This window comes from Isoptericola sp. NPDC057391 (assembly GCF_042668085.1).
In the GTDB taxonomy this organism is placed as follows: domain Bacteria; phylum Actinomycetota; class Actinomycetes; order Actinomycetales; family Cellulomonadaceae; genus Isoptericola.
This window is the reverse complement of sequence record NZ_JBHVBO010000118.1, coordinates 1-13,037: the sequence shown is the minus strand read 5'-3', so window position 1 is coordinate 13,037 and position 13,037 is coordinate 1. Positions and strand designations below refer to the sequence as shown.

The window sequence follows — 13,037 nt, the reverse complement described above, 5'->3', positions numbered from 1 at the left end:
ACGTCGTCCTCGCCGAGCTCGCGCGGTGCGGCACCGGCGGGCATGTCGCCGATGCTACGGCTCGGCCCGATCCGGTGGTGAGCCGTCGGCGCCCCCGTGCTCACGCGGGCAGCCGGTACAGATTCGACGCTTCGGCCTCGCGCTCGGTCATCGCGGCCATGCGCTCGGCGAGGCGGCGGTCGGCGTCGTCGCTGGCGTGCTGGTAGACCAGCGCCGCGGCGATGGTCGAGTGCCCGAGCCGGTTCTGTAGCTCGCGCAGCGTGGCGCCGGCTTCCGCAGCGCGGGTCGCTCCGGTGTGCCGCAGGTCGTGCCAGCGCAGGTCGTCACGCCCGACAGCTCGACGAGCTCGGGCGAACATCTGCGTGCGCTGGCCGGCGCGCACCGGCCGACCGGTCTCGGTAGCGAACACGAGCGCGCGTGCGCCCGGGCCGGTGAACGTGCGCAGGTGGTCCAGCAGCGCTGCCGCGGCTGGGCCGTGCACGTTCACCGTGCGCCGGCCGGCGTCGGACTTGGGCGGGCCGAACGTGACCGCCTGGCCGGCGACGTCGACGAGCGCTTGCTCGACGCGCAGCCGCACCCCGCCGGGCACCCGCTCGACGTGCCGTCGTTCGAGCGCGAACAGCTCGCCGGCCCGCAGCGCCGACCACGCGGCCAAGACGACCGCGGCGCGGTAACGCTCAGGCATCGCGGCGGCGATGGTGTCGACTTCCTCGGGCGTCGCCGGCACGCGCTCGGCCGGCTTCACCTGCCCGGCTCGGCGGACCTGGCACGGCGAGGCGTCGATGAGCCGTTCACGCACCGCGGCGTTACACACCGTGCGCAGCAGCCGGTATGCCTGGGCGGCTTGGGTGCGGCCGGCGTCGAGAGACGGTGCGGCGCCGGTCGCCGCGGCGGGCCGGTCAGCGGCTCGCCAGGCGGCGACGACCGCGGCCGGCAGGCGCCCGCTTGCACCGACGTTCATGCCCTGGGCTCGCGCCCACGCGCGGGCGTGTTGGGCGTCGGTCGCGCCGGCGGCACGCTCGGCCCGCGCGGTCGCCGACACGCGCGCCGCGCCGCTGACGGCGGCGAACCACTCGGCGACGCCGGTAGGGGTGAGCGCGCGCAGCTCGACCCGGCCTAGGTCGATCCGCGAGCTCGACCCGACGACGGGCAGCTCGGCCAGCACCCACCGGTCGAGCAGCCGCGCGTACAGGTCGACGGTGCGCGGGCGTAGCTCCGTTTGCTGGGCGAGCCACCGGCGGGCGTAGGTCGCCAACGTGACGGCGCCGCGCTCGGGCGCGCGGTAGGTGCCGCGGTAGACGTCGGAGAGCACCCCGGCGAGCGCGGCGTCGGCCTCGCCGCGGGTGGGGTAGGTGCCGATGGTGCGTCGCTTGCCGTCCGGGCCGGTGTAGCGGGCGCGCCAGCGTCCCGACGGGAGCTGGTTGACGTTCCCGTAACCGCGGCGCGTCTGGCGGCGCGCAGCGCGCCGCACGGGCCGGTCGACGGGGAGCTCACCCGGAGCGGCGAGCGGCACGGGGTGCGCGCCGGCGTCGAGCTCGATGGGGTGCTCGGGGGTGGGGGAGAGGGGTGCTGACGACACGTGGGCCTCGCTTCCGGCTGGGCCGACCCCCGAGAGGATCGGTCACGTTAGGTCACGCCAGACGAGATTTCCGGTGTGACCAGAGCCGGGCGGTACGTGCCCATACGTGCTCTGACCTGCATGTTCAAGCTTGGAGCGGGTGACGGGAATCGAACCCGCGCTGTCAGCTTGGGAAGCTGAAGTTCTACCATTGAACTACACCCGCGCAGCAGCACCTTGACGGTGTGCGCGCCCCGATCATACCCAACCGGGGGTGATGCTCCGAACCGGTGGCCGGCACGCCGCGGACGGCGTGCCGGCAGCGGCGTCAGAGCGGGCGGATGTTCGAGGCCTGCGAGCCCTTGGGGCCCTGCGTCACCTCGAACTCGACCTGCTGGCCCTCGGCGAGGGAGCGGAAGCCGTCCGCGATGATCGCGCTGTAGTGCGCGAACACGTCGGCGGTGCCGTCGGAGGGGGCGATGAAGCCGAAGCCCTTCTCCTCGTTGAACCACTTCACAGTTCCGGTGGTCATGGTGTCTTCTCTCGTTGATGCGACGGACCCGCGAACCGGGGTCCGGTCGTCGCACCCGGGCGGGTGCGGACGGTGTGGGCGCGGGCTCGGCGAGCGCGCGGGGCGCCGTGACGTGACGGTGCGCGGAGCCCCGTCGCCTCGGCAAGGGTGGGGACGACGGCGACGGGCCGCGAGAAGCGGTCGTGCACGTGATAGCCGTCCGGCTGTCGGGTGATCATGCCCCCGTACTCGCCGTCGACCGTCGCGACCCACAGGTCGTCGTCGGCCCGGCGCCACACAGGGGACGTGGGGGTGCTGCCCTCCGCCGCGGACGCGGACGTGGGCCTTGCGATGGTGGAAGAAGTGATGCTCTCTGCTCTGCTCTCGCTCCGCGCCGGACGGGCGGAGATCGTCGTGGACAGCGGTGCTGTCCCCTGCGCGCGGACCTGGCTTCGATGCGAGGTACCGAAGAGTGCCGGGGTCGGATCCCGCGGCGTGCGCGGCCCCCAGGATACACGAGGGCCGGTCGCGGCCCGGCATCGGGACGACGGGGCACGCGCCGGCCGACCCGACTACCGTGTCCCCGTGCTGCTCTCCGACCGCGACATCCGGGCCGAGCTCGACGCCGGGCGGGTCGTCCTCGACCCGTACGACCCGTCGATGCTCCAGCCCTCCAGCATCGACGTCCGCCTCGACCGGTACTTCCGGCTGTTCGACAACCACAAGTACCCGTTCATCGACCCGTCGCAGGAGCAGCCCGAGCTCACGCGCCTCGTGGAGGTGGCGCCGGACGAGCCGTTCGTGCTGCACCCGGGGGAGTTCGTGCTGGGCTCCACGTTCGAGTCGGTGACGCTGCCCGACGACGTCGCCGCGCGGCTGGAGGGCAAGTCGTCGCTGGGGCGGCTCGGCCTGCTCACGCACAGCACGGCGGGATTCATCGACCCGGGCTTCTCGGGGCACGTGACGCTGGAGCTGAGCAACGTCGCGACGCTGCCGATCACGCTGTGGCCGGGCATGAAGATCGGCCAGATGTGCTTCTTCCGCCTGTCGTCCCCGGCGGAGCACCCGTACGGCTCGGACGCGTACGGCTCGCGGTACCAGGGACAGCGCGGCCCGACGGCCAGCCGGTCGTGGCAGTCGTTCCACCGGAGCGACGTCTGAGCGCCGCGCGCGGGCCGGGCCGGAGAGCGGGCGCCGGGGCGGCGGACGGGCCGTTCCGCGACGGGGCGGGACGTCGCTACGCTCGGTCCCGCCGCGCCGGTACCGGCGCGCCCCGGTCCCGGAAGGAGCTCCGCCAAGTGGCCCAGAACCAGCCCGCCCTGCCCCCGTTGCCCCAGGTGGCGGCGCAGGGTCACCAGGCGCGTCACCTGCTGGGGGTCCCGTCGGACGTCGTGGTCGACGAGATCGAGGTCCTCGCGATGTCGCGCTTCGTCGGCACGCGCTGGGACGTGGTCCCCGCCGACCTTCCGGGCGCCGACGTCCCGGTGGGCCGGATGGCGAACGCGGGGGAGCCGGGCGTGCTGCGGCTGTCGCGGCACAGCGTGGTCTCGGGCCCGTACGCGCCGTCGGGCAAGGGCGTGGACGCGGGCCTGCCCGGCGGCACCGCGATGGTGTTCGACGTCGTGTGCCCGCGCGAGCGCTGGGACGACGCGGCCCGATTCGGGGGCGACCGGGACGGCCTCGGGCGCGCGTTCCCCGCGGGGCTGCCGAACCGCGAGGAGGAGCGCGTCGTCTCCTGGCTGGTCCAGGCGGCGCGCCGGCTGGGCGGCTCGGTGCGGCTCGACGTCGCGGGCACGTGGGACGACGCCGACGGCGGCCGTCGCGCGGCCGGACCGGGCGTCGTGCTGACCCCCGACCCGGACCGGGCCGTGGACCTCACCGTGTACTCCGACATCTGGCTGGACCCGCAGGCCGCGCACCGCGTGCTGCAGGCCACGCACCCGCGGGTGCGCCTCGCGACCGAGGGCAAGCCGTACCAGGGCCCGCCCGCGGGGATCGCGGACCGGCCCCTGTACCCGGGTGAGCCGCTCGACCCCGAGGTGCGCAAGGCGATCCACGAGCGCGCGGACGACGTCGACATCGAGGCCCTGCAGGCGCCGATGGTGCTCGACGCGTACGGCCTGACGACGGACCTCGGCCTCGACGGCTCCGTCACCGTCGAGGTGATCGGCGACGAGACCCTGCCCCTGCTGGTGCGCGAGCTGCCGTGGGCCGCCGCGGGCGCCGTCTGCTACCACGTGCGCTGGGACCCGCCGGACGTGTACGAGGCGAACCAGGAGTTCCCGCAGGCGGCGCACGTCGTCGCCCGGCGTCGCGCCGCCGACCTCGTGGGGAAGATGGCGGTCGCGATCCACGCCGCCGTCGGCGGCGAGATCGCGGACGAGGCGGACTTCCTGCTCGCCCCCGAGGACCTGTAGGCGCTGCTCGCGAGCGACCCAGGTCACACCGACGTGTCATCTCGTCAGCGTCGGACCATCGCTCGCTGCCGGTAAAGTAAAGCCGACGCCCCGCCCCTCGACCGGACGGAGTGCTGTGCTCTCAGTGCTGCTCTTCACCTTCCTGCTGGCCCTCGCGGCGCCGGCTCTGGTGGCGTGGCTGGGCAGGAGAGCCTTCTGGGTGCTGGCCCTCGGGCCGGCGTCGGCCGCCGCGTACGCGCTGGCGATGACCCCCCGGGTGACGGCGGGAGACTTCCCGACCACCGAGGTCCCGTGGGTCCCCGGCCTGCACCTGTCGATCACCCTGCAGCTCGACACCCTCGCGTGGTTCATGCTGCTCGTGGTGGGCGGCGTCGGCGCCCTGGTGCTGCTCTACTGCTCCGCCTACTTCGCCCGCGACGCCCTCGGCCTCGGCCGGTTCGCGGCCGTGCTCACGGCGTTCGCCGCCGCCATGGTCGGCCTCGTCGTCGCCGACGACCTGCTGCTCCTGTTCGTGTTCTGGGAGCTCACCACCGTCTTCTCCTACCTGCTGATCGGCCACTATGCCGACCGCAAGGCGTCGCGGCGCGCGGCCATGCAGGCGATCGTCGTGACGACGGCGGGCGGCCTGGCGATGCTGGTCGGGCTCATCATCCTCGGCGTCGTGGGCGACACCTGGCGGGTCTCGGAGCTCGTGGCGGACCCGCCGTCGGGCACCGCGGTCACCTGGGCGGCGGTCTGCCTCGTCGCGGGCGCGGCCACGAAGTCCGCGCTCATCCCGTTCCACTTCTGGCTCCCCGCGGCGATGGCGGCGCCGACGCCGGTGTCCGCGTACCTGCACGCGGCGGCCATGGTCAAGGCGGGCGTCTACCTCGTGGCGCGCTTCGCCCCGGCGTTCGCCGACCTGCCCGTCTGGCGCTGGCTGGTGCTGGTCCTGGGCGGCGGCACCCTGCTGCTGGGCGGCTACCAGGCGCTGCGCCAGCACGACCTCAAGCTCGTCCTCGCGTTCGGCACCGTCTCCCAGCTCGGCCTGATCGTGCTGCTCCTGGGGCTCGGGAGCAGGGCCCTGGCGCTCGCCGGCCTCGCGATGCTCGGCGCGCACGCCATGTTCAAGGCGGCGCTGTTCCTGGTCGTGGGCGCGGTGGACGTCGCCACCGGCACCCGCGACCTGCGCAAGCTGTCCGGGCTGTGGCGCACGATGCCGTTCACCGCCGTGGCGGGCGTGCTCGCGACCGCCTCGATGATCGGGTTCCCGCCGTTCGCCGGGTACGTCGCCAAGGAGGCCGCGCTCGAGGGCCTGTGGCACGACGTCACGCACGGCGCCGGGACGGTCGAGTGGATCGCGCTGCTCGCCGTGGCCGTCGGCTCGGCGCTCACCGTGGCGTACGGCCTGCGGTTCGCGTGGGGCGCGTTCGGCACCAAGCGGCGCCCGGGGGCGGCCGCGGCGGGCGTCCCCGCGACGGCGCGTGACGCCGCCGCGGAGCCCGCGCCCGCGACGCCGGTGCGGCGCCAGCCGTGGCTGCTCGTCACCCCGCCGCTCGTGCTCGCGGTGCTGGGCCTCGCCGTCGCACTGGTGCCGGCGACGGGGGAGCGGCTGCTCGCCCCGTACGCGGACCTCTACCCCGGCGGGGAGCCCGGCCATCTCGTGCTGTGGGGCGGGTTCACGCCCGTCCTCGCGATCACGGTCCTCGTGCTGCTCGCCGGCTTCGTCCTCTTCTGGCAGCGGGCCCGCGTCGAGAAGGCCCAGGACTTCCTGTGGTCGCCGCGCTCCGCCGAGGTCACCTACCGGCGCACCATGCGCCGGCTGGACGACCTCGCGGCCGACGTCACCGCCGCCACCCAGCGCGGTTCGCTGCCCGTCTACCTCGGCGTGATCCTCGTCGTCCTCGCCGTCGCGCCGGGCACGGTCATCGCGTCCGGGCTGGTCAGCGGGCACCCGCCGCTGGAGCTCGTGCTGTGGGACCGGCCCGCCGACGCCGCGGTCGTCGCCGTCGTCGTGGTCGCCTGCGTGCTCGCTGCGCGCGCCCGCCGCCGCCTCAAGGCCGTCGTCCTGGTGGGCGTCGCCGGGTACGCCAACGCGACCCTCTTCATGCTGCACGGTGCCCCCGACCTCGCCCTCACCCAGGTGCTGTGCGAGACGGTCACGCTGGTCGTGATGATGCTGGTGCTGCGGCGCATGCCCCCGTACTTCACGGACCGGCCGCTCGCCGCCAGCCGCTGGCTGCGCCTCGCGCTGGGCGTGGTGACCGGCGTCGTCATGATGGCGCTCACCGTCGCCGCGCCGCTGGTGCGCGTCGCCGAGCCGATCAGCACCCACTTCCCCGACGAGGCCTACACCTGGGGCGGCGGCAAGAACATCGTCAACGTGACCCTGGTCGACATCCGCGCCTGGGACACCGTCGGCGAGATCTCCGTGCTGCTCGTCGCGGCGACCGGCGTCGCGTCGCTCATCTTCCTGCGGCAGCGCAGCGGCGAGGTGCTGCGGCTGTCCCGCGTGGACGAGGTCAGCCGGTCGGACCCGCACACGCGCCGCGTGTGGCTCGCCGCCGGCAGCACCCTGGAGCCGGAGCGCCGGTCGGTGCTGTTCGAGGTCGTCACCCGCGTGATCTTCCACGCCATGATCGTGTTCGCCCTGTTCCTGCTGTTCAGCGGGCACAACGCGCCCGGCGGCGGCTTCGCGGCGGGGCTCGTGGTGGGCATCGCGTTCGCCGTGCGGTACCTCGCGGGCGGGCGGTACGAGCTGGGCGAGGCCGCGCCGGTCAACCCCGGCGTGCTGCTCGGCACCGGCCTGTTCCTCTCCGCCGGCGTGGGCCTTGCGACGCTCGTCGCCGGTCAGGAGGTGCTGCAGAGCACGATCGTGGACCTGCACTTCCCGGTGCTCGGCGAGGTGCACCTCGTGACCTCGCTGTTCTTCGACATCGGCGTGATGCTCGTCGTCGTCGGCCTGGTGCTCGACCTGCTGCGCACGCTCGGCGCCGAGATCGACCGCCAGGACCCGCGGCCCGCGCGCGAGGAGGTCACCGTCTGATGGTCGTCCTCGAGAACACCCCGCCGGCCGTCCTCGTGCTGGCCATCGGCGTGCTGTTCGGCACCGGCGTCTACCTGCTGCTGGAGCGCCCGCTCACCCGGGTGCTCCTCGGCTTCGTCCTCATCGGCAACGGCGTCAACCTCATGCTGCTCGTCATGGGCGGCCGGTCGGGCGCCTCGCCCATCATCGGCAACGCCCCCGAGGGCGTGCGGATGAGCGACCCGCTCGCCCAGGCGATGGTGCTCACCTCGATCGTCATCACGCTCGCGCTCACGGCGTTCGTGCTGGCCCTGGCCTACCGGTCCTGGCAGCTGCACGGCCACGACGAGGTCGCGGACGACGTCGAGGACCGGCGCGTCGCCCGGCACGCCGCGCTCAACGCCCCCGCGTTCGAGGACGCGGACGCCGGCGGGCTCGACCAGACGCTCGACGAGGAGGCCGCCGACGTGTACGACGACGTCGACGACAGCGACGACGACGATCACCGCACGGACGGGCACCGCACGGACGGACACCGCACGGACGGGCACCCCACGGACGGGCACCGCGCCGACGGTCACAAGGAGCGTCCGTGATGCCCTGGGACACCGCGACGCTCGTGCCGCTGCCCGTCATGCTGCCGCTGTTCGCGGCGGGCCTGACGCTCGCCCTGCACCGGTACGCCCGCGTGCAGCGCATCATCAGCGTCACCGCGCTCGCCGCCGCCCTCGCCGCGTCCGTCGGGCTGCTGGTCGCCGCGGACGGCGGCCCGATCGTCGTCGAGGTCGGCAGCTGGGCCGTGCCGGTCGGCATCGACCTCGTGGCCGACCGCATCTCCGCCGTGATGCTCACGGTGTCCTTCGTGATGCTGCTGTGCGTGCTCCTGTACTCCCTGGGGCAGGGCGTGCCCGAGGGGGAGGACGACCCGGGCACCACGCGCGGCGACATGATCCCCGTCGCGATCTTCCACCCGACGTTCCTCATCCTGGCCGCCGGGGTCGCGAACGCGTTCCTCACCGGCGACCTGTTCAACCTCTACGTCGGCTTCGAGATCCTGCTCGCCTCGTCCGCGGTGCTGCTCACCCTGGGTGGCACGGCGGAGCGCATCCGCGCCGGGTCGGTGTACATCATCGTCACGTTGGTGTCGTCGCTGCTCTTCCTCACCGCGATCGCGCTGATCTACGGCGCGACCGGCACGGTGAACATGGCGCAGCTCGCGGAGCGGCTGCCGGAGATCGACCCGACCGTGCGCACGGCGCTGCAGCTCCTGCTGCTGCTCGCGTTCGGCATCAAGGCCGCCATCTTCCCGCTGTCCGCGTGGCTGCCGGACTCCTACCCGACGGCGCCCGCGCCGGTCACCGCCGTGTTCGCGGGCCTGCTCACCAAGGTGGGCGTGTACTCCATCCTGCGCACGCAGACCCTGCTGTTCCCGGACAACCCCACGGTGGACCAGGTGCTCATGGTGCTCGCGCTGCTCACCATGGTCATCGGGATCCTGGGCGCCGTGGCGCAGAACGACGTCAAACGTCTGCTGTCGTTCACCCTGGTCAGCCACATCGGCTACATGATCTTCGGCATCGCGCTCGCCACTGAGGCGGGCACGGCCGCGGCCATCTACTACGTCGTGCACCACATCTCCGTCCAGACGGCCCTGTTCCTCGTGGTGGGGCTCGTCGAGTGGCGGGGCGGGTCGACGTCGCTCGACCGGCTGGGCGGCCTCGCGAAGCTCGCGCCCGGGCTCGCCGTGCTGTTCTTCGTGCCCGCGCTCAACCTGGCCGGCATCCCGCCGCTCTCCGGGTTCCTCGGCAAGGTCGGGCTGCTCACCGAGGGCGCGACCGTGGGGACCGGGCTGGCCTGGGTGCTCGTGGTCGGGTCGGTCGTGACGTCGCTGCTCACGCTGTACGCGGTGGTCAAGGCGTGGAACAAGGCGTTCTGGCAAGCACCGTCGGAGGAGATCGAGTCCGACGTGCCGCTGCCGCGCGGGATGGTGCTGCCCACCGGCGCCCTCGTCGCGTTCGGCCTGCTCCTCACCGTCGCCGCTGGCCCGCTGTACGGGTACGCCGAGCGCGCCGCCACCGCGTCCATGGACGGCCACACCTACGTCGACGCCGTCTTCCCCGACGGGGCGGACCGCGGCCGGGGCGAGTCGGTCGTCGTGGGCGACGACGCCGCGCACGGGGGTGGGGACGGATGAGCCCGCGGTCGCGCCGACCCGCCCGCCTGCTGCGCCGGCTGGGCTCGCAGTGGCACGCGCTGGTGCTGCTCACCGCCGTGTGGGTGCTGCTGTGGGGCGACCTGTCGTGGGCCAACGTCATCGCGGGCGCCGTGATCGCCGGGGCGGTGGTCATGATGTTCCCGCTGCCGGCCATCGACATGCGCGGCACGGTGCGGCCGTGGCGCGCCGTCGTGCTGGTGGCGCGGTTCGTCGCCGACCTGTTCGTCGCCTCCTTCGAGGTGGCGTGGAAGGCCGTCCGGCCGGGGCCGACGCCGCACGGCGCGATCGTCGCGGTCCGGCTGCGCAACCCGGAGGACGCGTACCTCACCATCACGGCCGTGATGTCGTCGCTGGTGCCGGGGTCGCTGGTCGTCGAGGCACGCCGCAGCACGGGCGTCGTCTACCTGCACGTGCTCGACATCCACGCCTCCGGCGGCGCGGAGTCCGTGCGCCGCGACACGCTGGCGCTCGAGGAGCGGGTGCTGCGCGCGTTCGCGAGCGACGCCGTGCTGGCCCGGTGCGGGCTGGCGCCCGGCGACGCCGCCGCGGCCCTCGACGCGGGCCCCGGTGTCGTGCCGCCGCCGTCCGGGCGAGGGGAGAGGGACGCATGATGCTCGCCGCCGTGATCGCGGCCGCCGTGCTCGTGGCCGTCGCCGCGCTGCTCGCGCTCGTGCGCGTGGAGCGGGGGCCGTCGATGCTCGACCGGGCGGTCGCGCTGGACACCCTCACCGTCACGCTCGTGTGCGCCATCGCCATCGAGGCCATCTGGTCACGACGCACCGAGACCATCCCGATCCTCGTCGCGCTGTCGATGGTCGGCTTCGTCGGCTCGGTGACGATGGCGCGCTTCGCCGCCAAGGAGCCCGAGGACGAGGGTCGCGTGCGCACGCCCGAGGAGGTCGCCGCCCAGGCGCGCGCCGCCGACGTGCCGCGCGGCGAGCAGCGCGACGGCGTGCGCGCCATCGATGCCGAGGACGACGGAGAGAGCGCGGGGGGTGCGCCGCGATGACCCAGGTCGATCCGGGGCTGTGGACGACGATCGCCGACACCGTCGCCGCGGTGTGCCTCCTCGCCGGCGCGTTCCTGACGCTCGGCGCCGGGCTGGGGCTGGTGCGCTTCCCGTCGCTGCTCGCCCGGATGCACACCGTCACCAAGCCGCAGGTGCTGGGCCTCATCCTGCTGCTCACGGCGCTCGCGCTGCGGGTGCGCAGCTGGTCGGCCGTGGCGATGCTCGTGCTGGTCGTCGCGTTCCAGCTCGTCACGTCGCCCGTCGCCGCGCACATGGTGGGCCGGGCGGGGTTCCGCACCGGCAAGGTCGACCCCGAGGACCTCCGCCCCAACGAGTTCGGCGAGCCCGACTGACCTGCGGCTGGTAGACCGGGCGCATGGCCCCTGCCGAGCCCGGACCCGACCGCGAGCCCGACCCCGCCGACCCGCCCGACCTGTTCGAGGCGCTCAGCCGCCCCGCCGACGCCGGGCCCGGTGCCGCGCCGCCGGAGCCCCTCGCGAGCCCCCGGGTCGTGCAGGACGCGCACTCCGGCGAGAGCACCCTCACCGTGATCATCGCGTTCGCGGCCAACGGGTTCGTCGCCGTCGCCAAGTCCGTGGCGGCCGCCGTCACGGGGTCGGCCTCCATGCTCGCGGAGGCCGTGCACTCCTGGGCGGACACCGGCAACGAGGTCTTCCTGCTCGTCGCCGACCGCCGCTCGCGCCGCCCCGCCGACCGCGAGCACCCGCTCGGCTTCGGCCGCGAGGCGTACGTGTGGTCGATGTTCGCCGCCATCGGCCTGTTCGCCGTCGGCGCCGGGGTGTCCATCACGCACGGCGTCCAGGAGCTGGTGCACCCCGAGCCCGCGAGCGACTTCGGCGTCGCGTACGCCGTGCTCGGCCTCGCGTTCGTGCTCGAGGGCGTCTCGTTCCTGCAGGCCAGCCGGCAGGCGCGCGCCGAGGCGAAGAAGGCCGAGCACGACGTGCTGCACCACGTGCTCGTTACCTCCGACCCCACCCTGCGCGCCGTCTACGCCGAGGACGCCGCGGCGCTGATCGGCCTCGTCGTGGCGTTCGGGGGCGTGCTCGCGCACCAGCTCACGGGGTCGCCCGTGCCCGACGCCGTGGGCTCGATCGTCGTCGGCGTCGTGCTCGCCGTCGTCTCCCTGGTGCTCGTGGACCGCAACCGCCGCTTCCTCGTCGGGGAGGCGGCCCGCCCCGAGACGCGGGCCGCCGTGCTCGAGCACCTGGTGACGCTGCCGCAGGTGGAGCGGGTCACCTACCTGCGGCTCGAGTACGTGGGGCCGCGGTCGCTGTACCTCGTGGCCAGCGTCGACCTCAGCGGCAACGAGCCGGAGGAGACCGTCGCGCGGCGCCTCGACGACCTCGAGCGGGCCGCGACGCGGGTGCCCGTCATCGCGGGCGCGGTGTTCACCGTGTCCACGCCGGAGGAGCCGTCGCTCTGACCGGTCGCTCTGACCTGTCGCTCTGACCGGTCGTCACGACGGCGACGGGCTCAGCCGGCGTGCCGGGCCTCGTGGGCCAGCAGGCTGCGCTTGACGTCCAGGCCGTAGCGGAAGCCGCCGAGGCTGCCGTCGGTGCGCAGCACGCGGTGGCAGGGCACGAACAGGGCGGCGGCGTTCATCGCGCACGCGCCCGCCGCCGCGCGCACCGCGGCGGGGCGGCCGGACAGCTCCGCGTACCGGGTGTACGTGACCGGGTCGCCGGCGTCGACGGTGCGCAAGACGTCCCACGCGTGCGCGCGGTACGGGCCGGAGACCTGGCGGACGGGCACGGCGTCGATCGCGCGCACGTCGCCGGTGTAGTAGGCCCGCACCGCTGCGACGGGGCCGGCGACGGCCGGGTCGTCGTCGGGCACGGGCGTCGTCGCGGTGGGCCGGACGTCGGGGTGGACGAGGCCGACCAACGCGTCGGCGTCCGTGGTCCAGCCCGACGCGAGGACCGTGCCGTCCGGGTCGACGACGACGGTGAACGGGCCGTCCGGGGTGCTCAGGGTGGTGGTGCGGGCAGACATGGTTCCTCCGTGGTGTCGGGGACGAGCGGGCGGCGGTGGTGAGGGCGGGGCGGTCGGGGGCGTCACCGCCCGGTCGGCGGCAGGGCGGCGCGCCACAGGTGCAGTGCGGCGTACGAGCGCCACGGAGCCCAGCGCTCGGCGTGGGCGGCGAGGGCGCGCGACCGCGCCGCGCGGGGGGCGTCGGCGGGCAGGTCCAGGTCGACGCCGGCCGCGGCGGCGCCCGCGAGGAGCGCGACGTCGCCGTCGAGCCAGGAGTCCGGGTCGCGCAGCACGCGCATCGCGACGTAGGCGGCGGTCCACGGCCCGATCC

Annotated in this window: 12 protein-coding genes, 1 tRNA gene and 1 pseudogene; 9 read left to right on the top strand and 5 right to left on the bottom strand. The window is 74.3% G+C overall.

Going from position 1 to position 13,037, the window contains the following annotated elements; all coding sequences use genetic code 11:
* Positions 1 to 100: 100 nt before the first annotated feature.
* The 3 genes from ACFUVW_RS14455 to ACFUVW_RS14445 all read right to left on the bottom strand — a co-directional run bounded on the left by ACFUVW_RS14455 (position 101) and on the right by ACFUVW_RS14445 (position 2,090).
* Entirely contained in the window at positions 101 to 1,579 is a 1,479-nt protein-coding gene (locus tag ACFUVW_RS14455; protein ID WP_430572020.1) for a histone-like nucleoid-structuring protein Lsr2, read from the bottom strand.
* A gap of 131 nt (positions 1,580 to 1,710) precedes the next feature.
* Positions 1,711 to 1,784 (bottom strand) — tRNA-Gly (locus ACFUVW_RS14450).
* 102 nt (positions 1,785 to 1,886) lie between these two features.
* Positions 1,887 to 2,090 (bottom strand): cold-shock protein, encoded by a 204-nt coding sequence (locus tag ACFUVW_RS14445; protein ID WP_430572019.1) that lies wholly within the window; start codon positions 2,088 to 2,090, stop codon positions 1,887 to 1,889.
* 564 nt (positions 2,091 to 2,654) lie between these two features.
* Between ACFUVW_RS14445 and dcd the strand changes: the two genes are divergently transcribed.
* From dcd to ACFUVW_RS14400, 9 genes are all read left to right on the top strand, one after another.
* Positions 2,655 to 3,230: a dCTP deaminase gene (gene dcd / locus ACFUVW_RS14440; RefSeq protein ID WP_430572018.1), complete on the top strand. Its 576-nt coding sequence runs from the start codon at positions 2,655 to 2,657 to the stop codon at positions 3,228 to 3,230.
* Between the two features lie 137 nt (positions 3,231 to 3,367).
* Positions 3,368 to 4,486, top strand: coding sequence for a hypothetical protein (locus tag ACFUVW_RS14435; RefSeq protein ID WP_430572017.1), 1,119 nt, complete (start codon positions 3,368 to 3,370; stop codon positions 4,484 to 4,486).
* Between the two features lie 115 nt (positions 4,487 to 4,601).
* Positions 4,602 to 7,511: a Na+/H+ antiporter subunit A gene (locus tag ACFUVW_RS14430; protein ID WP_430572016.1), complete on the top strand. Its 2,910-nt coding sequence runs from the start codon at positions 4,602 to 4,604 to the stop codon at positions 7,509 to 7,511.
* Entirely contained in the window at positions 7,511 to 8,086 is a 576-nt protein-coding gene (locus ACFUVW_RS14425; protein WP_430572015.1) for a Na(+)/H(+) antiporter subunit C, read from the top strand. The genes ACFUVW_RS14430 and ACFUVW_RS14425 overlap by 1 nt, the downstream gene beginning before the upstream one ends.
* On the top strand, positions 8,086 to 9,684 hold the full coding sequence (locus ACFUVW_RS14420; RefSeq protein WP_430572014.1) for a Na+/H+ antiporter subunit D: 1,599 nt from the start codon (positions 8,086 to 8,088) through the stop codon (positions 9,682 to 9,684). Before ACFUVW_RS14425 ends, ACFUVW_RS14420 begins: the two co-directional genes overlap by 1 nt.
* Positions 9,681 to 10,316, top strand: a complete 636-nt coding sequence (locus ACFUVW_RS14415; protein ID WP_430572013.1) for a Na+/H+ antiporter subunit E — start codon at positions 9,681 to 9,683, stop codon at positions 10,314 to 10,316. Before ACFUVW_RS14420 ends, ACFUVW_RS14415 begins: the two co-directional genes overlap by 4 nt.
* Positions 10,313 to 10,714 carry a monovalent cation/H+ antiporter complex subunit F gene (locus ACFUVW_RS14410; protein WP_430572012.1) on the top strand — a complete coding sequence of 134 codons (402 nt, stop codon included), beginning with the start codon at positions 10,313 to 10,315 and terminating at the stop codon, positions 10,712 to 10,714. The genes ACFUVW_RS14415 and ACFUVW_RS14410 overlap by 4 nt, the downstream gene beginning before the upstream one ends.
* Positions 10,711 to 11,067, top strand: coding sequence for a monovalent cation/H(+) antiporter subunit G (gene mnhG / locus ACFUVW_RS14405; protein ID WP_430572011.1), 357 nt, complete (start codon positions 10,711 to 10,713; stop codon positions 11,065 to 11,067). Before ACFUVW_RS14410 ends, mnhG begins: the two co-directional genes overlap by 4 nt.
* A 23-nt stretch (positions 11,068 to 11,090) precedes the next feature.
* Positions 11,091 to 12,158 (top strand): cation diffusion facilitator family transporter, encoded by a 1,068-nt coding sequence (locus ACFUVW_RS14400; RefSeq protein WP_430572010.1) that lies wholly within the window; start codon positions 11,091 to 11,093, stop codon positions 12,156 to 12,158.
* A 50-nt stretch (positions 12,159 to 12,208) separates the two neighbouring features.
* Here the strand turns inward: ACFUVW_RS14400 and ACFUVW_RS14395 are convergent, their stop codons facing one another.
* Positions 12,209 to 12,727 carry a methylated-DNA--[protein]-cysteine S-methyltransferase gene (locus ACFUVW_RS14395; protein WP_430572009.1) on the bottom strand — a complete coding sequence of 173 codons (519 nt, stop codon included), beginning with the start codon at positions 12,725 to 12,727 and terminating at the stop codon, positions 12,209 to 12,211.
* Positions 12,728 to 12,789: 62 nt separating this feature from the next.
* Positions 12,790 to 13,037 (bottom strand): annotated as a pseudogene (locus ACFUVW_RS14390) (DNA-3-methyladenine glycosylase); the annotation flags it as partial.

Excerpts from the sequence above, each read along its gene's own strand:
- ACFUVW_RS14445 (WP_430572019.1), bottom strand. The coding sequence starts at position 2,090 with ATGACCACCGGAACTGTGAAGTGGTTCAACGAGGAGAAGGGCTTCGGC.
- ACFUVW_RS14425 (WP_430572015.1), top strand. The coding sequence starts at position 7,511 with ATGGTCGTCCTCGAGAACACCCCGCCGGCCGTCCTCGTGCTGGCCATC.
- ACFUVW_RS14420 (WP_430572014.1), top strand. The coding sequence starts at position 8,086 with ATGCCCTGGGACACCGCGACGCTCGTGCCGCTGCCCGTCATGCTGCCG.
- ACFUVW_RS14415 (WP_430572013.1), top strand. The coding sequence starts at position 9,681 with ATGAGCCCGCGGTCGCGCCGACCCGCCCGCCTGCTGCGCCGGCTGGGC.
- ACFUVW_RS14410 (WP_430572012.1), top strand. The coding sequence starts at position 10,313 with ATGATGCTCGCCGCCGTGATCGCGGCCGCCGTGCTCGTGGCCGTCGCC.
- mnhG (WP_430572011.1), top strand. The coding sequence starts at position 10,711 with ATGACCCAGGTCGATCCGGGGCTGTGGACGACGATCGCCGACACCGTC.
- ACFUVW_RS14400 (WP_430572010.1), top strand. The coding sequence starts at position 11,091 with ATGGCCCCTGCCGAGCCCGGACCCGACCGCGAGCCCGACCCCGCCGAC.
- ACFUVW_RS14395 (WP_430572009.1), bottom strand. The coding sequence starts at position 12,727 with ATGTCTGCCCGCACCACCACCCTGAGCACCCCGGACGGCCCGTTCACC.